The sequence below is a fragment of the Variovorax sp. N23 genome (genome assembly GCF_025486315.1).
Classification (GTDB): domain Bacteria; phylum Pseudomonadota; class Gammaproteobacteria; order Burkholderiales; family Burkholderiaceae_C; genus Variovorax.
This window is the reverse complement of sequence record NZ_JAOOPY010000004.1, coordinates 41,361-58,151: the sequence shown is the minus strand read 5'-3', so window position 1 is coordinate 58,151 and position 16,791 is coordinate 41,361. Positions and strand designations below refer to the sequence as shown.

General features: G+C 63.8%; 20 protein-coding genes and 2 pseudogenes. 6 read left to right on the top strand and 16 right to left on the bottom strand.

The window, feature by feature from the left end; all coding sequences use genetic code 11:
- Nucleotides 1-76: 76 nt before the first annotated feature.
- Nucleotides 77-850: an SDR family NAD(P)-dependent oxidoreductase gene (locus N8A90_RS07510; RefSeq protein WP_262074060.1), complete on the bottom strand. Its 774-nt coding sequence runs from the start codon at nt 848-850 to the stop codon at nt 77-79.
- Nucleotides 851-855: 5 nt separating this feature from the next.
- The gene (locus N8A90_RS07505) at nt 856-1,275 is read right to left on the bottom strand and encodes a VOC family protein (protein ID WP_262074059.1); all 420 of its coding nucleotides are present in this window, start codon (nt 1,273-1,275) and stop codon (nt 856-858) included.
- 495 nt (nt 1,276-1,770) lie between these two features.
- Between N8A90_RS07505 and N8A90_RS07500 the strand changes: the two genes are divergently transcribed.
- Nucleotides 1,771-2,646, top strand: a complete 876-nt coding sequence (locus N8A90_RS07500) for an IclR family transcriptional regulator (protein ID WP_262074058.1) — start codon at nt 1,771-1,773, stop codon at nt 2,644-2,646.
- Between the two features lie 285 nt (nt 2,647-2,931).
- Here N8A90_RS07500 and N8A90_RS07495 read toward each other — a convergent pair whose 3' ends face one another.
- The 3 genes and pseudogenes from N8A90_RS07495 to N8A90_RS07485 all read right to left on the bottom strand — a co-directional run bounded on the left by N8A90_RS07495 (nt 2,932) and on the right by N8A90_RS07485 (nt 4,435).
- Complete coding sequence (locus N8A90_RS07495; RefSeq protein ID WP_262074057.1) at nt 2,932-3,126, bottom strand: CoA transferase; 195 nt, start codon at nt 3,124-3,126, stop codon at nt 2,932-2,934.
- A gap of 160 nt (nt 3,127-3,286) precedes the next feature.
- Nucleotides 3,287-3,456 (bottom strand): annotated as a pseudogene (locus N8A90_RS07490) (IS630 family transposase); the annotation flags it as partial.
- Nucleotides 3,457-3,520: 64 nt separating this feature from the next.
- Nucleotides 3,521-4,435 carry a LysR family transcriptional regulator gene (locus N8A90_RS07485; RefSeq protein WP_262074056.1) on the bottom strand — a complete coding sequence of 305 codons (915 nt, stop codon included), beginning with the start codon at nt 4,433-4,435 and terminating at the stop codon, nt 3,521-3,523.
- Between the two features lie 66 nt (nt 4,436-4,501).
- Here N8A90_RS07485 and N8A90_RS07480 point away from each other — a divergent pair, with 66 nt between their 5' ends.
- Entirely contained in the window at nt 4,502-5,488 is a 987-nt protein-coding gene (locus N8A90_RS07480; RefSeq protein ID WP_262074055.1) for a 2Fe-2S iron-sulfur cluster-binding protein, read from the top strand.
- Nucleotides 5,489-5,490: 2 nt separating this feature from the next.
- Here the strand turns inward: N8A90_RS07480 and maiA are convergent, their stop codons facing one another.
- The 9 genes from maiA to N8A90_RS07435 form a co-directional block, all read right to left on the bottom strand.
- Entirely contained in the window at nt 5,491-6,129 is a 639-nt protein-coding gene (maiA, locus tag N8A90_RS07475) for a maleylacetoacetate isomerase (protein ID WP_262074054.1), read from the bottom strand.
- A gap of 5 nt (nt 6,130-6,134) precedes the next feature.
- Nucleotides 6,135-7,046 (bottom strand): Bug family tripartite tricarboxylate transporter substrate binding protein, encoded by a 912-nt coding sequence (locus N8A90_RS07470; RefSeq protein ID WP_262074053.1) that lies wholly within the window; start codon nt 7,044-7,046, stop codon nt 6,135-6,137.
- A gap of 191 nt (nt 7,047-7,237) precedes the next feature.
- On the bottom strand, nt 7,238-8,362 hold the full coding sequence (locus N8A90_RS07465; protein WP_262074052.1) for a cupin domain-containing protein: 1,125 nt from the start codon (nt 8,360-8,362) through the stop codon (nt 7,238-7,240).
- 32 nt (nt 8,363-8,394) lie between these two features.
- On the bottom strand, nt 8,395-9,102 hold the full coding sequence (locus N8A90_RS07460; RefSeq protein WP_262074051.1) for a fumarylacetoacetate hydrolase family protein: 708 nt from the start codon (nt 9,100-9,102) through the stop codon (nt 8,395-8,397).
- A 53-nt stretch (nt 9,103-9,155) separates the two neighbouring features.
- Nucleotides 9,156-10,430, bottom strand: coding sequence for an NAD(P)/FAD-dependent oxidoreductase (locus N8A90_RS07455; RefSeq protein ID WP_410087645.1), 1,275 nt, complete (start codon nt 10,428-10,430; stop codon nt 9,156-9,158).
- Between the two features lie 27 nt (nt 10,431-10,457).
- A complete protein-coding gene (locus tag N8A90_RS07450) occupies nt 10,458-10,772 on the bottom strand; it encodes a non-heme iron oxygenase ferredoxin subunit (RefSeq protein WP_262074049.1) in 315 nt (104 codons plus the stop codon).
- Nucleotides 10,773-10,781: 9 nt separating this feature from the next.
- Nucleotides 10,782-11,255 (bottom strand): aromatic-ring-hydroxylating dioxygenase subunit beta, encoded by a 474-nt coding sequence (locus tag N8A90_RS07445; RefSeq protein WP_262074048.1) that lies wholly within the window; start codon nt 11,253-11,255, stop codon nt 10,782-10,784.
- Between the two features lie 4 nt (nt 11,256-11,259).
- Complete coding sequence (locus N8A90_RS07440) at nt 11,260-12,591, bottom strand: aromatic ring-hydroxylating dioxygenase subunit alpha (RefSeq protein ID WP_262074047.1); 1,332 nt, start codon at nt 12,589-12,591, stop codon at nt 11,260-11,262.
- A 330-nt stretch (nt 12,592-12,921) separates the two neighbouring features.
- Nucleotides 12,922-13,830, bottom strand: coding sequence for a LysR substrate-binding domain-containing protein (locus N8A90_RS07435; RefSeq protein WP_262074046.1), 909 nt, complete (start codon nt 13,828-13,830; stop codon nt 12,922-12,924).
- A 449-nt stretch (nt 13,831-14,279) separates the two neighbouring features.
- On the opposite strand from N8A90_RS07435, the gene N8A90_RS07430 reads away from it, so the two are divergent.
- The 4 genes and pseudogenes from N8A90_RS07430 to N8A90_RS07415 form a co-directional block, all read left to right on the top strand.
- On the top strand, nt 14,280-14,549 hold the full coding sequence (locus tag N8A90_RS07430; RefSeq protein ID WP_262074044.1) for a type II toxin-antitoxin system prevent-host-death family antitoxin: 270 nt from the start codon (nt 14,280-14,282) through the stop codon (nt 14,547-14,549).
- Between the two features lie 7 nt (nt 14,550-14,556).
- Nucleotides 14,557-14,778: a CcdB family protein gene (locus N8A90_RS07425; RefSeq protein ID WP_262074043.1), complete on the top strand. Its 222-nt coding sequence runs from the start codon at nt 14,557-14,559 to the stop codon at nt 14,776-14,778.
- 460 nt (nt 14,779-15,238) lie between these two features.
- Nucleotides 15,239-15,490 carry a hypothetical protein gene (locus N8A90_RS07420; protein WP_262074042.1) on the top strand — a complete coding sequence of 84 codons (252 nt, stop codon included), beginning with the start codon at nt 15,239-15,241 and terminating at the stop codon, nt 15,488-15,490.
- Nucleotides 15,491-15,631: 141 nt separating this feature from the next.
- Nucleotides 15,632-15,802 (top strand): annotated as a pseudogene (locus tag N8A90_RS07415) (salicylate hydroxylase); the annotation flags it as partial.
- Nucleotides 15,803-16,361: 559 nt separating this feature from the next.
- Here the strand turns inward: N8A90_RS07415 and N8A90_RS07410 are convergent.
- Both N8A90_RS07410 and N8A90_RS07405 read right to left on the bottom strand, forming a co-directional pair.
- Entirely contained in the window at nt 16,362-16,520 is a 159-nt protein-coding gene (locus N8A90_RS07410) for a hypothetical protein (RefSeq protein ID WP_262074041.1), read from the bottom strand.
- A gap of 65 nt (nt 16,521-16,585) precedes the next feature.
- Entirely contained in the window at nt 16,586-16,780 is a 195-nt protein-coding gene (locus tag N8A90_RS07405) for a hypothetical protein (RefSeq protein WP_262074040.1), read from the bottom strand.
- Nucleotides 16,781-16,791 lie beyond the last annotated feature (11 nt).

Sequence of the window (16,791 nt, the reverse complement as noted above, 5' to 3'; positions counted from 1 at the left end):
ATGGGCCCCGCGGCCTCTTGGTTTTTAAAGCGCGACGTGCGCGCGGTTTGAAAATCAGTCTCGGCTCACGCAGCCGCTAGTGGATATGGCTGCCGCCGTTCACGTCCAAGGTGGCTCCCGTCACGTAAGCCGACAGGTCCGAGGCGAGAAACAGACAGGCCCCGGCGATGTCTCGCGCCTTTCCTGCTCGTTTCAGCGGAATGGCGGCCACGATCTCCTTGAACTGGTCTTCGGTGACGTTGCCGTCCAACATTCCGGTCTCTGTCATCGAGGGGCAGACCACGTTGGCGCGCACACCCTGGGGACCGAACTCGCGTGCCACGGAGCGCGTCAGACTGATCACGCCACCCTTGGACGCGGCATAGTGCGCGCCACCGACAAGACCTCCGCCGCGTTGCGCCGCCACCGAGGCCAGGTTGATGATCGTGCCACTCTTACGCTCGCAAAGGACAGGCAGAACGCTCTTGCAAAGGTTAAAGGTTCCCTTCAGATTCACAGCGGCTACCAGATCGAAGTCCTCGTCCTGGATCTCCAGCAAAGGCTGTGATTTCACGACCGCGGCGCTGTTGACCAGGCAATCGATGGCGCCATAGCGCGACAGCACCTCGCTGACCATCTTTGCGCAATCATCGAAGTCGGCGATGTTGCACTTCACTCCGATCAGTTCCACGTCCCGGCCGACGGCCTTTTCGATGGCCGACTTGATCTCAATGCCCAAGGCTTCGGTCATGGTGACATCGACCACCGCGAGCCTCGCGCCATGCTCGGCGAACAGCGCTGCCGTTGCATACCCGATCCCTCGCAACGAAGCCGCTCCGACGATGACGCAGACTTTGTCTTTGACGAGCATGGCTGTCACATGCCGGGCTGATGGACTTCGATGACATTGCCGTCCGGGTCCTGCAGGAACACCTGGTACCACCCCGCAATGGCCCACTTGCCGTAGTCGGAGTAGCGGATGCCGAGCTCGTCGCACTTGCGCATGAAGCCCTTGATGTCGTCTGTGCGAAAGCAGAAGTGCCCACGCGCCATCGGGTTGACGATCTGCTTCATCTTGAAGCCCGTGTCGATATCGCGTTCGGCCCAGTGAAACTCGATGGCGCCATCGCTCAGAAAGTCAACCTTGCCGTTGTAGCCGGTGCGGTCGCTGCTGGCATCGACCCGTGTGTGCTCCTCGTCCTTGATCGTTCCCAGGTCGAACAGCGTTTGATAGAACTTGGTGAGGCGGGGCAGGCTGTCCGTGCAGAGGTTCATGTGGTGGAACTTGAAATTCATGTCGCATCCTTGAGTAGTCGGGTGTGGGGCGCGGGACCGACACGGTCATGCAGCGCGGCTCGGGCCTCGAGACAGCCGTATGGGGACCGGTATCGAAGCTCAGCGTCACGATATTTCGATTCATCTATGAAGTCAATGATGCATAGGTGAAAACACCTATCCCCATTTAAGGAGGTAACTCACAATCGTTTCCGGCCCGTAGGCTTCATGGATGCATGCCAGATTGCATAAGGAAATCGATCGCGGAATGGCGGCGCGCCTCGATCGCAAGATTCACGCGTCGCGTCCTTCTCCGAGTCCTCCTGCGTCTATTGCCTTCTTTGCCTACATTGCGGACGAAGCGGGTCACCTTGAGGCCTCATCGGGGCAGCCCGCGCCCGCGCAGGCGCGAATCAACCCGGAGTTCTTTAGGGATGCATTGTTGATTTCATTGGTACGATGATCCGGGGCGCACAGCGTGGCGGCCCCTCTTCCACCGAGATGCGAAAGTTGGCAATGAAAGACGATCTGAGCGACCTTGAACCGGAAGGCCGCAGCTATGCGGCGCCGGCGTTGGAAAAAGGCCTGGACATCCTGGAGATCCTCTGTACGAGTGAGGTTCCGATGTCGCAGAAAGAGATTGCACAGGTGATGGGCCGCAGCGTCGGCGAGATCTACCGGATGCTCGCTTGCCTTATTAGCCGCAACTATGTCGCACCCGTCGACGAGAACAGCTACGCCATCACGACCAAGCTGTTCGAACTATCCCACATCAATCCACCGACCCATCGCCTGTTGGTGGAAGCCGTTCCCATCATGCAACGGCTGGCCAGCGAGCTCGATCAGTCGTGCCATCTCACCGTCTATGGGCAGGGCAAGCAGATCGTGATCTGCAAGGCCGATACGCCGAGTGGAATGGGGTTTGCAGTCAGGGTGGGCGCAGAGCTGGACGTGCTGATCTCCGCTTCGGGCCGCGTGCTGCTCGCCTTTCAGGATCAGGAAACGCGCCGACTGCGGATCGAGGAATCTGTGCAACGGCGTCCCGGTCAAGCAGATCCGCAAATCGAGAGCGTTCTGGATTCGGTGCGAGTCAGCGGCTTCGAGTCCATCCCAAGCGTCCAGGTACGAGGCCTCTATGCCGTGAGTTTCCCGATCCTCGACACCCAGGGTCACGCAATCGCAGCCTTGACGGTCCCGTATGCGGAGCGTATCGATCAAAATCAACGCAAGTCCATCCCACAGGTGCAAGAAGCATTGGGAGTTGCTGCGCGAACGCTTTCCGCCCGCGTCGGCGGGACCAGCATTGCACAGAAAACGCCGCAACCAACGAATCCTGTCGTTCGTCCGGCAACCGAGTCATCAGCACCACGGTCACGCCGCCCGCGCTCATAGGGCGCACGCCGGCCGGTGCATGTCTATGCATCCTCATGGGCCCCTTGGCGCTACGCCGGCCTGAACATACTGGACCTCAAGGGCGCCCATCTCTGGGCACACGCCGTCCGGTCAGGGCATTTGAAACTCGGCTTCAAATCGTCCGCTGTCCCTACTTCGTCTGCGGGGCGGTCACAACACCCGTCATCCGCTCGATGCTTTCATCGGGGAGGCCAAGCTTCGAGAGAACGGCCGCTGTTTCCCATTCATGATGGTTAGGTGGGGCCTCGAAGCGGCAGGTACGCGTCATCGACTCTCATCGAGGCGCGAAGGACCTTCGTCCTCCCCCTTTGTTGGATGCCGCTCCTCCTGCAACAGTTCAACAGCCTGCAAATGGGGATCGCCCTGCAGTGATTCGAGGGTATGGCAGGGTTGCGCCGCGATGTCGGCGTCCTGCAGAAGTCTCAGCCACTCGTCGCTGCTCTTGTGCGTGAGCGGCACCTCGGACCTCGAACCACTCGGCCACATGGAGCACACGACCTGACACGCCGTCGAACCTCGGATCGTCTAGAAGCGCATGCCGCTCGGCGACGGCCAGGAACGCACGCATGGCGCTTTCAATCTTGGGCGACGGTGCCGGCACGACCGCACTTCATCGCCAGCCCTGGTGCGTGCGGTGGAGGGCCTGAATCTGGCTCTTCTTGTCGCAACTGAGTACGAGGGCGTGCTCGGGCGGTTCATGTACAGGCCCACGACGTCCAGCGACTTGTCCTCGAAGCGCAGATCGCGCGAGAGCTTGAAGGTGCGGCTCAGATGAGGCTTCAGGCCGTTGCTCGGCCCAACGCGGCGAATGGTCGTCGCACCGACGCGCAGGTACTCGACTGGCGGGCGCAACTTAACTCGCCTGATCCGCCCCGAACAGCTCGAACACCACGCTTCGCAACCACTGATTCATCGGCTCGCGGTGTACCTTGGCATGCCAGAACAGATTAATCGGCGCTTCGGGCAGATTGACCGGGTGCGTGCGCAGCGTAAGGTCAAAAGGGTCGACCAGCTTGAGCGCCAGGCGCTCGGGCACGGTAGCCACAAGTGCCGTACTTTGCAGGATGTGCCCAACGCTCACGAAATGCGGCACCCTCAGCCGCACGACGCGCTCGATGCCAGCCTTCTGAATCAGTTCATCCACCTTGCCGTGGCCGGTGCCTGCGGCCACGATCACCAGGTGCTCTGCGGCCTTGTAGTCGGCCAAGCTCAACCGCGGCCGGTCCAGTGCGTGGCCCTGACGGAACATGCAAACATAGCGCTGACGGAACAGCCTCCGCTGGAAGAAGCCCGCCTTCAACTGCGGTAGCAGACCGAGGGCCAAGTCGACCCGGCCGGCCTCCATGTCGTCGCGCAGGTTGGTCGCGTGGTTGCGCACGGTGTTCAATGTCACCCCGGGCGCCTCGCGGCCCAGGCGTTCCAACAATGCCGGGAGGAAGACGATCTCGCCGATGTCGGTCATGCCGAGGGTGATGGTGCGCTTGAGCGCGGCCGGTGCAAACTCGGCACGCTGGTTCAGGCCGCTGTGAATCATGCTCAGCGCATAGCCCACGGGCTCGTCCAGTTGCTCGGCGAAGGGCGTGGGCACCATGCCGCCAGCGGTTCGCAGGAACAGCTCGTCGCCGAAGATGCGACGCAGCTTGGCCAACGAATTGCTGACGGCCGGCTGCGTTAGCCCCATGGTCTCGGCCACTTTAGACACGCGCCGTTCCACCATCAGGTGGTGGAACAGCACCAACAGGTTCAGGTCGATGTCGGACAATTCCATTGCTGGATGGTATTGCAACCCATGAGCAGTGGGCACAATCTGCTGAGCCACCCCAAGCCACTGTTTATGGACATCCTCGTTCAGCCGCTCAACCGCACGATCCGCGTGGCCCCCGGCGCGAATCTGCTCGAAGCCCTGCGCGCGGCCCAAGTGCCGATGTCCTATTCTTGTCTGTCCGGCCGCTGCGGCATCTGTCGCTGCCGCGTACGCGACGGCGAAGTGTTGGACGGCGGACGCGAGCAGCAGCATCCGTTGGATGGGATGGATGGTGTTGTCCTGGCCTGCCAAACCTACATAACCGAGCCGTGCACGATCGAGGTGCCCACGCCCGAAGACGCCGTAGTGCACCAGGCACGCGTGCTCAAAGCCACAGTGATTGGCATCGAGCCGCTGGCGGCGGACGTCCGCCGCCTCTTGCTCAAGCCCTCCAAGCCGATTGCGTTTTCCCCCGGCCAGTATGCGAAGATAACTTTCACGCCGGCACACGCCCGGCCCTACTCCATGGCTGGCCTGCCGGGTGACGAGCTGCTTGAGTTTCATGTGCAGCTGATGCCCAAAGGAAGGGTCAGTGCCTACATCGCTGAAAAGCTCAAGATTGGTGACGCCGTCAAGGTTAGCGGGCCGCTTGGCGCTGCCTATCTGCGCCAGCATCACACCGGGCCGGTCCTCTGCGTGGCCGGTGCCACGGGGCTTGCGCCAGTCCTCTCCGTAGTTCGAGGCGCGGTGTTGGCCGGCATGCGCAACCCCATTCATCTGTATTTCGGCCTGCGCTCGCCGCGCGACCTCTATGGCCTGCCCTGGCTGGAGCAGCTGAGGTGTATGCACCCCGCGTTGCACGTACACGTGGTCGTGGCCTCGGGCGCCGACACCGCCACACAGCGTCCCGGGTTGGTCACCCAGGCCATTGCGAACGACCATGCCAGCCTGCGTGGCTGGCACGCTTACCTGCGCGGCTCACCGCCGATGGTCGAGACCACAACGCTGATGGCGCTTCGCAAAGGCGTCGACGCGGCGCACATTTATGCCGATGCGTTCTACACGCAGGGAGACTGAACTTAACTCGCATCAGGCTGCGAGCTAGGTGCCGCCTTTCGAAACGCCTCCAACCGCCCACACGCGACATCCACCGCCTGAATGTGCGGCCAACGCGTTATGTCCACATTGAAACGGCGCGCACTCTCGACTTGCGGCACCAGGTAGACATCGGCCAGCGTGGGACTGCCGTTGAAGCAGAAGTCCCCGCGCCGCGTGTCGGCCGCAAGGAAGGCCTCGATGGCGTTGAAGCCCGCGCTGATCCACGTGCTGCACCAGTCATTCACCACCGCTTCGTCCGCGCCGAAACGGTGGCGCAGCGCTTCGAGAATGCGCCGGTTGTTGACGGGATGAATGTCGCAGCCAACGATGGCTGCGAGCGCGCGCACCTGTGCGCGCTCGTCGGCACCACTGGGCAGCAGCGGCGGATGTGGATAGCGCTCTTCGAGCCACTCAATGATCGCCGGCGACTGTGTCATGAGTCGGCCATCCGATTCGAGCACCGGCACGAACTGCTGTGGGTTGACCGCCTTGAACGCCTCGGCGAGGTGGTCCTCGCGCCGCAGGTCGACCGCAACCTGCTCGTGGGACAGGCCTTTCAGGTTCAGCGCAATACGCAAACGGTGCGAGGTGCCACTGCGGAAGAAGGAATAGAGCTTCATTGCAATCAATCCAGGGCGATCTTGGCTCGCTTGACGACCTCGCCGAACATGCGCGAATCGCGTTTCATGGCCTCGGTGAGTTCGCTGGGCGGGCCGATGTAGGGCTCGAAACCGAAGGTCGCCAGCCGATCCTTGACTTCTGCAGTCGCCAGCACGTTGCCGACATCGGCGTTGAGCTTGTCAATCGTCGCCTTCGGAGTGCCGGTGGGAGCGAACAGGCCAACCCAGGTCTTCACCTCGAAGCCTGCCGGGCCGCCCGCCTCGGCGACCGTCGGGACATCGGCATAGCCCGGCAGGCGCTTGGGTGCCGCGAGTGCCAGGAACTTCACCTTCTTCGCCTGGTACATCGGTCCGGCGGTTGCCGCCGTCCCGAAGGCCCACTTGATGTCGCCGGTGGCTACGGATGTGTAGACGCTGCCCATGTCCTTGAAGGGCACATGCATCATCTTCGAATTCGTTGCCGCCTCGAGCATCGTCGCGCCGACATGCGCCACGCTGCCGATGCCCCATGAGCCGTAAGTTATGTCGCCGGGCGCAGCCTTGGCCGCCTTGATCAGGTCACCCACATTGTTCCAGGGCGAGTTGGCGGCCACCACGACGAAGAAGTTCGTGAAATAGACCGGTGCCACCGGCTCGAAGTCTTTCACCGGGTCGTACGGCAATTGCTTGAACACGTGCGGCTGCAAGGCCATATGCGTGTTGTCCACCTGAAGCAGGGTGTAGCCGTCGGGGGCCGCCCGCTTGGCGTCGCTGATGGCGAGGAAGCCGTTCGCACCTGGCTTGTTGTCGATCACAAGTTGCTGACCCCAGCTGCGCGACAAGCGCTCGCTCAGGATGCGCATCACCGCGTCGGGGCCACTGCCCGGCGAGTACGGCGCCACCGACCGTACCGGCTTGACGGGATAGGTCTGAGCCACGGCGCTCGTCGGATGCGCAGCGGCCACGAAAACGAGCGCGCAGAGCGCACTGACAGTGCGGGAAGTCGGTTTCCGAATGGCGTTTCTCATAGCTTTGTCTCTCTTGAATTGGTGGCCGAGTTTGGCCGGTTGAAATTTGGCTGGATCCGTAGTTCGACGTGGGGGGGGCGGGCGTGCCGAGCGCTGCCTGTTCAGCCGCTGACTTCGACCCGGTTCGCATGCAGCGCCTCGAAGATGGGCGCGTCGCCGAAGCGGAACAGGTCCAGCGCGCTGCCCGCCCCCGCTTGTGCCGAGAACGGTTGCCACGAGGGCACGACGAACAGATCGCCGCGCGCCACCTGCCAGCTGTGCTCGCCCACGGTCACGGTGCCGCTGCCATCAAAGACCTGGAACACGGACGAGCCGACCTCTCGTTGCACCCGCGTCGACGCGCCCGCGCGCACGCGATGCATCTCGGTGCGCATTGTGGGCAGCACGTCCCCACCGGTGGTGGGATTGGTGAAGCGCACGGCCGCATGGCCAGGGCTCAGCGTACCGGCCTGCCCTTCACTCTCCAGCGCGAGCTGGTCGGCCAGCGCGCGGTCGGTGTCGACCCAGCGGTAGGCCAGGAGCGGCGTGGCGCGTTGCGCCGCCATGCCGGAGACGGGGCGCAGGCCGGGGTGCCCCCACAGCCGCTCGGAGTAGGAGCGCTTGGCCGTGGTGCGTTCGGCCGGCGCGATCTTCTCGCGACCCACTTCGAAGAACTGGCTCTCGGTGTAATAGGAGAACGGAATGTCCAGCCCGTCGATCCAGGCCATGGGCGCCGTGGCCGCGTTGTGGTGGGCGTGCCAGTTCCAGCCCGCCTGCGGCAGGAAGTCGCCGCGCGACATGCGCACCGCGTCGCCGTTGACCACCGTCCACACGCCCTCGCCTTCCACCACGAAGCGGAAGGCATGTTGCGTGTGGCGGTGCTCGGGTGCGTCCTCGCCCGGCATCAGGTACTGGATGGCGGCCCACAGCGTGGGCGTGGCGAAGGGGCGCCCCCCCAGCGCAGGGTTGGCCAGCGCGATGGCTCGGCGTTCGCCGCCACGGCCTACGGGCACGATCTCGCCGGCCTGCGCCGCTAAGGCCTTCAGCCGCTCCCAACGCCACAGATGGGGCACGGCCTTGGACTTGGGGTGCCGGGGCATCAGGTCGCCGATCTCGGTCCACAGCGGCACCAGCAGCTCCTGTTCGAAGCCGCGGTAGAGCTGCTCCAACGCGGGCGAGGGGTCGGGTTGTCCAGGTCCCGCGACGGCGTGCAGCCGCACGGGAGATGGGATCAGGTCGGTGGTCACGGTGGGTTTGTCTCCTCTGGTTCAGCGATGCGTCACTCAGCCGGGCCGACGTTCAGCACGATCGTGCCCACGCCGTCGATCTGGCCCTCGATGCGGTCACCGGCCTGCACTGCGCTCACGCCCTCGGGCGTGCCGGTGAAGATCAGGTCACCAGGCAGCAGGTGGTAGAACTTGGACAGGTCGGCGATCAGCTCGGGGATGTTCCAAATCAGCTTGGACAGATCGGACTTCTGCCGCACCTTGCCGTTGACCGACATCGACAAGTCGCCCTGGCTCAGCACGGTGTGCGGCATGGGCACGATCTCGGAGACGATGGACGACTGCTCCACGTCCTTGCCCAAATCCCAGGGGCGGCCCTTCTCGCGCGCCACGAGTTGCAGGTCGCGGCGCGTCATGTCCAGACCGCAGGCGTAGCCGTAGATGAGGCCGGGCGCATCCGCCTCGCTCACGCGAAAGCCGGGGGCGCCGATGGCCAGCACCAGCTCCATCTCGTGCTGGTAGTCCCTGGTGCCGGGGGGGTAAGCCACAGTGGCCCCGGATTCGACCAGCGTGGACGGCGCCTTGGTGAAATAGAACGGCACTTCGACCGACTTGTCGACCGGGCGGCCCATCTCGACGGCGTGCGCGTGGTAGTTGCGCCCGACGAAGAACAGGCGCTGGATCGGCAGGCGCTCGCTGCGGCCACGCACGGGCAGTGAATAGACAGGCGGCGGGGTCCAAAGGTAGTGGGAGGTGGTCATGGGATTTCCTATCGGGTTGTGTGTGGGTGAGGAATCGAGCGTTGGGGCTGCCGTCAGATCTTGGACATCGGCGTTCCCATATCGGCCAAGCGTTCGGCGTCGACAGGCTTGCGCTGCTCGATCAACCGGCGTGCAAAGCGCAGGTCGCGCGCCGCGTTGGGGCCGATGGCGGCCTGCACCACGTCGCCAGCCAGGTAGAACAGCACGAAGCTGCCGTCGGCTGCGTCGCCGCGGCGCACCACGCGGTGTGCGGCGGTCGGTATGCCGTAGATCTGCAGGTTCATGCCGTACTGGTCGGACCAGAACCAAGGCAGCGGCTGGTAGTCGACCATGTGGCCCAGAGCCGAGCGTGCGGCGGCAATCCCCTGCTCCTGCGCGTTCTGCCACGACTCCAGCCGCAGCCGGCGACCGGCCCACGGGTTGGGCGCGACGGCCACGTCGCCGGCGGCGAGGATGTCGGGGTCGGACGTTCGGCATTGCGCATCAACCACCACGCCGCCCTCGCATTCCAGGCCCGCCTCGCGCGCCAGTTCGTCATTGGGCACCAGGCCGATGCCGATCACGATGGCGTCGCACCGCAGAGCAACGCCGTCAGCGAGCAGGACTTCCGGACGGCCGTCTGCCGCCTGAGCAAAACCAAGGACACCCGCGCCCAGAAGCACGCGCGTGCCCTGGGCGCGGTGCAATGCCAACAGGTGCTCGGAGATCTCGGCCGGCACGGTGCGTTCGCACAAGCGGCTCTGGGTTTCGACGACGACCACCTCGGCACCCTGCTGGCGCGCGGTGGCGGCCACCTCCAGCCCGATCCAGCCGCCCCCCACCACGACGACGCTGCGACCAGGGCCTAGGAGCGGTGCCAGTGCCAGTGCGTCCTCGATCGTGCGCAGCGTGTGCAGCGGCACCTGGTCAGCGCCGGGCAGCGCAAGCCGGCGGGCACGCCCTCCGGTGCACAGGATCAGCTTGTCATAGGCCAGCGCCTCGCCATCGGTCAGCAGCACTTCCTTGACGGTGCGGTCGATCCGGCGCACCTGCGCGCCGGCCCGCCATTCCAGGCCCAGGGCCTCGAACGCCTCGGACTTCATCAGCCGCGCGGTCTCGGGCAGCGCCGCGCCGGACAGCACGGCCTTCGACAACGGTGGGCGCTCGTGCGGCGGGTGCATCTCGTCGCCAATCAGCACCAGCCGGCCGGCGAAGCCTTCGCTGCGGAGCGTCTGCGCTGCCCAGCCGCCAGCTTGGCCGGCACCGATGATCACGATGGTGCGCGGAGCGGTGTCTGCACCGGCATTCGGGTATGCGGCGGCCGCGACCTCGGGTCGCACAGCAGTCATTGGAGTCTCCTTGAGAGCGGTCGGCGCTCAGTCGAGGGCCAGCCAGACGCGGCCGCCCTCGATCTTCACGGGGTAGCTGCGCAGCGCTTCGGTCACAGGGGCGCAGGTGGCCTGGCCCGTGCGCACATCGAACTTGCCCTGGTGCAGAGGGCACTCGATCTCGTGACCTTCCAAAAAACCGTCGCACAGTCGGGCGTGGCCATGGGTGCAGATGTTGTCGGTGGCGAAGACTTCGCCGTCGACGCCGTACAACGCAATATCACGGCCCGCGATGGCCAGGCCGATCACGTCATCCTGCGGCACGTCGTCCTGCGCGGCCGCATCGATCCAGTTGATGGTCATGGCGGCTCCTCAGATTGGGTAGATCAGCGAGTTGGGGATCATCTCGCTGTCGTAGACGACCAGGCGCACGGCAAACTTCAAGCCTTGGGGCGTGCGCACCACTTCGTCGAGCGTGCGGCCGACGTTGAACACGGTCGATTCTTTCGACAACCTCGTACGGAACACGGAATAGTTGGCCTCAGCGTAGATGCGGCCATCGGCCTCGATCTTGTGCACGAGCGGCGCACCGACCACATGGCGCTGGTAGTAGGGGTCGTGGAACAGCGTCTCGCGGATGCCGTAGACACGGTCCTTGAGCATCCCCTTGCTGTCGAAGGCCAGCGTGGCCAGCGGAAAGCCCCGTTCATGGTTCTCGCGCGGCTGCAGTTTGTAGACGCAATCTTCGACGAAGAACTCGGGCCAGGCTTCCCATTGGGCGGCGCTCAGCACGGACGCATAACGCGCGTAGAGCTGCGTCAGTTCGTAGTAGGTCTGGGGATCCATGGATTCAAACCTCCGTCGATTGCGGTTGCCCTGCCGTCACGCTCGGGTGGCCAGGCAGTACCTCCGGCTCCATCACCTTGCGCCAGTACTCATACATGCCCCGTATCAACGTCTCTGTGACCATATGGTCGGTGTCACCAACCTCGCGTCCGCCCAGTTCGGCGAGCGTGCGGTGCGCGGGTTTCGTTTCGAAAGCTTCCTGCGACCATTCGATCACCTCACCGTCGTCGGCCGAAACGAAGCCGGCCGGGCCGAACAGGTTGGCCTGGCGCAAGCGGCGCTGTGTCATCTCTTCGCTATCGTCTTCGAAGCCGAAGTGCGTCCACACGAAATCGAAGGCGCCGTGCCCGTCCGGCTGAATGTGGCGTGTCGACACGCTGTTGACCTGCTGCTGGAAGATCACGCTGGGGAACACAGTCATCATCACGGCCGTCGGCGCGCCCCACCAGTCCTCGTGCACGATGTCGAGGAAGCGCGGGTCGTTCAGTTCCATGCTCGCCTTGAAGCTGGAGACTTGCGTCACGTCGGCAGACTTCTCGGCAGCCTTGCCGGCCGCGCCGCGCGTGGAGACCATGGCCGCGTGGCGGTGGTGCGCATCCATCAACAGCTGCGATTTGTTGTCGGCACGCCAAAGTCCGAACGTGACAAACCAGGTGTGCAGCAGGCCCGGGTGGTACGGGTCTTTGATGTTCTCCTGCATGAGCTTCCAGTTGCCTGGAATGCGCTGGCGGTTGTAGCCCAGGATTTTGAGCTTGCGGCCATCGAACAGGCGATCGAAATAACCCACGATCACGGGACCGAGGAAGTCCTCCAGCGGCTCTACGTCATGGTCAAACGAAGCGAAGACGACCCCGCCGCGAGTCGCCACCTTCAGCTTGGTCAGTCCGTGGTCGGCGGGCTTGAAGTCGGCCGGCATGCCTCCGTTCACCTTGCCGTCCTGCTTGACGCCACGGCGGAAAGGCACGCCCTGCAGGTCGCCCGACAGCGTGTAGTTCCACTGGTGATAGGGGCAAGTCAGACTCTCGCGATTGCCATGACGCTCGCGGCAAAAGGCCATGCCACGGTGCGCACAGACGTTCTCGACAACGTGGATCGAGCCATCCTTATCGCGCACCAGCAGCACCGATCGTTCGCCGATGACGGTGCGCTTGAAGTCGCCCGCATTGGGGATCTCGGCTTCGAGACCGACGTAACACCAGTGGCCGTTGTAGAACAGCCGGTCCAATTCCCTGCGATAGAGGTCTTCATCGGTGTAAGCCTGAAATGGGATACGGCTGGTGTCGTCGTTTTCCCAGCGGATCTGCCTGGGAAAGACCGTGACGGGGCATTCATGCATGGATGTCTCCTTGTTGTTCGGTCGGTACGGCGCGCGGGATGCCGCGCCGCAAGACAGGGGATGCGCTCGCCGTCGGGCTCGTTGGGGCAGACGAAGCGCACCTCATGTCTCTGACGTGGATCATTCGTGACTGGGTGATATCAGTCAATCCATGCGCAGTGATGAGTCACATCACTGGCGTGAATTTCGCTAACGCCCGATACAGCGCGAGGGACCTTGCTTTGGATGTCGCTACTCGATCCGGCGCACGGTGGCCAGCGCCGCATTGCGCTCTCGAGCGGGCCGCTCAATGGCAGCCGCGCAGCGCCCCACGCCAGCTCCCCCGAGAGCTCAGTCCAGCCGACCCTGCGCGGCGTACCCGACGAGCGCATCGACCACATAGCGCAGACGAGGGCTGAGATGCCCCTGATGTGGCCAGACGGCATGGACCTCCACGCCCGCGCCCGAATATTCGGCAAGCACGACTTGGAGGTGTCCCGCCTGGATCTTCTCGCGGACCACCGAAAGCGGCATTTGCACCAGTCCGAGTCCGGCGGCCGCCGCGTCGACCATGGCTTCTCCATCGCTCAGCTGGTGCGTGGCCGGTGGCATGTACGTCTTCTCGATCCCACCTTCGAGAATGGTCCAGCTCAAGGGAGGGCCGTTGAACGTGCCGACGACGCACCGATGTTCATCAAGCTGCGCCATCGTTGTCGGAGTGCCGCGCTCCTTCAGATAGCCCGGCGAGGCGCAGATGACGCGCGGCTGGGTGGCCAGATGGCGTGCGACCAGATGACTGCTGTTTCCCAAGGCTCCGAAGCGGATGGCAAGGTCGACATCGTCGCGCAGCAGGTCGCTCGTGGCGTCTGTGAAGGTCAGCGTCAGGCTGATGCCCGGGTGAGGGCGGACTATTTCGATCAAGGCCGGCAGCAGTACGCGCCTGCCGAAGGCCACGGGCACGTCGATATGCAACCTTCCGCCCAGCACCTGGCTGTTGGAGGACAGCGCGGTCTGGGCCGCAGTGACCTCATCCAGTGCGGCGAGGCATGCTGAAAGGTATGCCTCGCCGTGCGCGGTCAAGCGCGTTAGACGCGTGGTCCGGTGAAAGAGCTTGAAGCCGAGCCGCTCCTCGAGACGCGTGATTGCCTTGCCAACCGCAGACTTCGTGAGACCGAGCTGCTCCCCCGCTCGGGTAAACGTGCCCGAACGGGCTGCGGTCACGAAAACCGACACACCTGCAAATGGGTCTTCCTTGTCCATTGAATCCCTCAGGGAAACTCTTTTCGGTGATTCGAGCGATTATTGCCCGATGCTCTACTTTGACATTCTTCCGCTTTTCCACCGTCGTCGCCCCCTCAACGGCATAACGAAAGTGTCGTCACGGCCCAGCTGCCCTCCAGGCAGACTTGGCTAGTGCACCACATCAAAAATAGCTGTGGCAAAACAACATGCGAACTCGCGGGTGAGTGCCACGGAACCTAACAGCAAGGGACCAGCCGGCTCATCGAAAGGCAGGTTTTAAAGGCCAAGCAGTGAGCAAGCACTGCCCCGACACTGGCTGGCGTGTGAAGGGTCACCGCTCGGGGATGAAAGTCGTGAACAGCAGCGAGGGGCGTGCGGGTCGCGCGTTTCGATTTGATCCAGAAGCCCTTGCCCAAGCCCCGCGGAGAATGGCTAAAATGGCTAATCTTGCACCCAGGGGCCTATTCATGCAGGTCAGCGCCACCGATGCCAAGAACCGTTTTGGCTACTACCTGGGTCAGGCTGAGCGCGAGCCAGTGCAGGTCATGAAGAACGACCGCGTCGCGGTCGTCATGGTTTCCGCCGCCCGATACGCCGAACTCGAGGCGCTGGAACAGAAAAAGACGGACGGCCAGAAACTGCGCGAGTTCAACGAAACCTGTGCGGAATGGATTGCCGCACAGAACGGGCTCATCGAGCGCGTGGGCGTTTTCGGCGAAGACTATCGTCCCTGGTGATCGTGCCGTGGCACAGTTCGACGTCTACGCCAATCCTTCCAAGACCCAGCGCGGCGAGATTCCATGGATGGTGGACATCCAAAGCGACATCCTCGACAAACTCCCCACCCGCCTCGTGATGCCGCTGGCACTGCGTGCACACATGCCGGCGGCGATGCCACGGTCTCTCAGTCCGATCATCGGCTGGAACGGATCGACACTGGTGGCGCTCCCGCAATTTGCTAGCTGAGTTCCCGCCTCTGCCTCGAGACCATTGAATGGCGGCATCTTTGTAGCGCGACGAATCCACCGCCTGAGGCAGTACGGCTTGCATGCTGGCGGCTCTGCCTGGCATGTGACAGCGCCCAGATTCATTGGGCCATAACTGTGCCTCAAACAGGCTTTTTCGGGATCGGCAAGCGCTGCAAGTCGTTGATTTCATTGACTTTTAGCAGGCCCGAATTCGCCTGCGAAACCGGCAGCGTGGCGAGGGATCCGGGTCAGTGGCGAGCACCGCCCTGAATCGTGGTGACGGCGGCAGCTTCGAGGACCTCACGTTGTGAGGGGCTGCCCTTCAGGGGCCCTCTACCAACCGCTGCGCTTGCCGTCACCGCCGCAGTATAGGCAGCGTGAGAAGTCAGCCCGATGACGCTCGGCACCTGCGAGACGGACGGCGGCGTGCTGCCGATGCCGCCCGCGACAATGCAGCCATGAGCAACATTTACGACGCCGTCACCAAGGCAGTCTCGGCGCATTGGAAGGCGCACGACAAGAAGTACCCGCAGAAGCTCGTGCTGTCGCCCGAGCAGCGCAGCGCGTTCATCCGCATGCGCAACCTCGGTCGCGATCCGGGCGACGAGATCCACGACACGCATTTCATGGGCGTGACGATCGAGGAAGTCGCCGGCGCGCCCGGCTACCTGGTAGCGGTCGACGGTGGGCAGGTCGCGCTCGAGGTTTAGCAGCCCCCCAACGAGCCTTCCCGGTCATAGGCCGTCCGTTTTCGAGTGACGCGGACAGCCGCTTCGGGCGGCGGATTCTACCGGTCGATGCAACACATTCGCTGAACATCTCAGCGGGTGTGTGGAAGCCGAGCGTCTTGCGCGGCCTCGGGCGAGGTGATCGAGTTCTCGCAGCAAGGCTTCGAGCAGAAGCCCTCCACCGAACGCTGGCCGAGCTCGGTGGGGCACGAGGTCGGCGACACCGACCACATGGTGACCGAGACGCTGATCCGCGGCATGTACGCCTACTGGCGCGAAGTCATGGAGGCCTGACCCCGTGAACGACATGACCGAAACACCCCGTGTGGCCGCGACTTTCGCGCCGGTCACTGTGGACCTGCAATGCTATCCGGTGCGCATCGAAGGCGGGCGCGTGTTCCTGCAACTCGCCGAGTAGGCGGCGCCAGCGGATCAGGCTTCCGGCAGGGCCGCACCGCGGTGCCCGACTTCGAGGTGGTAGAGACGCGCGTCGGCCCGGTGCCCGTCGCGGAATGAGCGGTTTTGCCTTGAATTCGCGCTCAAGCCAGACGCCGCTCGCGAGCACGAAACGGTAGAGGAAAGGCGGACTGCAGCAGCTACATCGCAGCGAAGCAAAGCGGCTGCAAATCGAGTGGCTTAGGGTGGATCCGCAAAAGCAGTGCACACGACGTGCACACAGGCGCCCCTAAGTATTTGATTTTTATCAGGTTTCCGACTTATCCATCATCGGGGCGACGGACAGCCGGTCTGCGCTAAGTTCTTGATCTGAAAGCATTTTCTCGCGCATTATGCAATGCCGCCCCGGCGGACGCGTCAAGACGGTCGCCACCCGCCACGGGGGGCAGGTGTTGCTTCACAGCGGCGACGAAGGCGGCTGCACGTTCTGGTTGGTGCTGCCGAAGCGCGCCGCGGTCGAGGCGTGAGCTTCGGGTCGCGCCAGTCGATACCCGACGCCGGGCACGCTGTCGACTCGCCACTCGGGATCGGCGTCGAGGACCAGCGCGCGCCGCACGCGAGAAATCCTTGCATGGAGCGCCCTCTTCCCATCGGGAAGACCGCGGGCCCCGAGGATGCCCCTCAGGCCGCCCGATGGCTTGCCACGAGAGAAACCGGGCAGACCACCACCAACAGCTCGAACTGGTCCAGCCGACCGCCGAGCGCGCGCAGCGCACGGCGCGGGTTTTCTCTCGCGGCATCGGAGGCGCCCACCAGGGCCGTGTGGCACCGTCGACGGGATGAACCGTGGGCTTTCGCGATGGCCATGTTCACCATGCGCATCGTCC

Coding starts and splice junctions, on each gene's coding strand:
- N8A90_RS07510 (WP_262074060.1), bottom strand. CDS start 850: ATGCTCGTCAAAGACAAAGTCTGCGTCATCGTCGGAGCGGCTTCGTTG.
- N8A90_RS07505 (WP_262074059.1), bottom strand. CDS start 1,275: ATGAATTTCAAGTTCCACCACATGAACCTCTGCACGGACAGCCTGCCC.
- N8A90_RS07500 (WP_262074058.1), top strand. CDS start 1,771: ATGAAAGACGATCTGAGCGACCTTGAACCGGAAGGCCGCAGCTATGCG.
- N8A90_RS07485 (WP_262074056.1), bottom strand. CDS start 4,435: ATGGAATTGTCCGACATCGACCTGAACCTGTTGGTGCTGTTCCACCAC.
- N8A90_RS07480 (WP_262074055.1), top strand. CDS start 4,502: ATGGACATCCTCGTTCAGCCGCTCAACCGCACGATCCGCGTGGCCCCC.
- maiA (WP_262074054.1), bottom strand. CDS start 6,129: ATGAAGCTCTATTCCTTCTTCCGCAGTGGCACCTCGCACCGTTTGCGT.
- N8A90_RS07460 (WP_262074051.1), bottom strand. CDS start 9,102: ATGACCACCTCCCACTACCTTTGGACCCCGCCGCCTGTCTATTCACTG.
- N8A90_RS07455 (WP_410087645.1), bottom strand. CDS start 10,430: ATGACTGCTGTGCGACCCGAGGTCGCGGCCGCCGCATACCCGAATGCC.
- N8A90_RS07450 (WP_262074049.1), bottom strand. CDS start 10,772: ATGACCATCAACTGGATCGATGCGGCCGCGCAGGACGACGTGCCGCAG.
- N8A90_RS07445 (WP_262074048.1), bottom strand. CDS start 11,255: ATGGATCCCCAGACCTACTACGAACTGACGCAGCTCTACGCGCGTTAT.
- N8A90_RS07440 (WP_262074047.1), bottom strand. CDS start 12,591: ATGCATGAATGCCCCGTCACGGTCTTTCCCAGGCAGATCCGCTGGGAA.
- N8A90_RS07435 (WP_262074046.1), bottom strand. CDS start 13,830: ATGGACAAGGAAGACCCATTTGCAGGTGTGTCGGTTTTCGTGACCGCA.
- N8A90_RS07430 (WP_262074044.1), top strand. CDS start 14,280: ATGCAGGTCAGCGCCACCGATGCCAAGAACCGTTTTGGCTACTACCTG.
- N8A90_RS07420 (WP_262074042.1), top strand. CDS start 15,239: ATGAGCAACATTTACGACGCCGTCACCAAGGCAGTCTCGGCGCATTGG.
- N8A90_RS07405 (WP_262074040.1), bottom strand. CDS start 16,780: ATGGTGAACATGGCCATCGCGAAAGCCCACGGTTCATCCCGTCGACGG.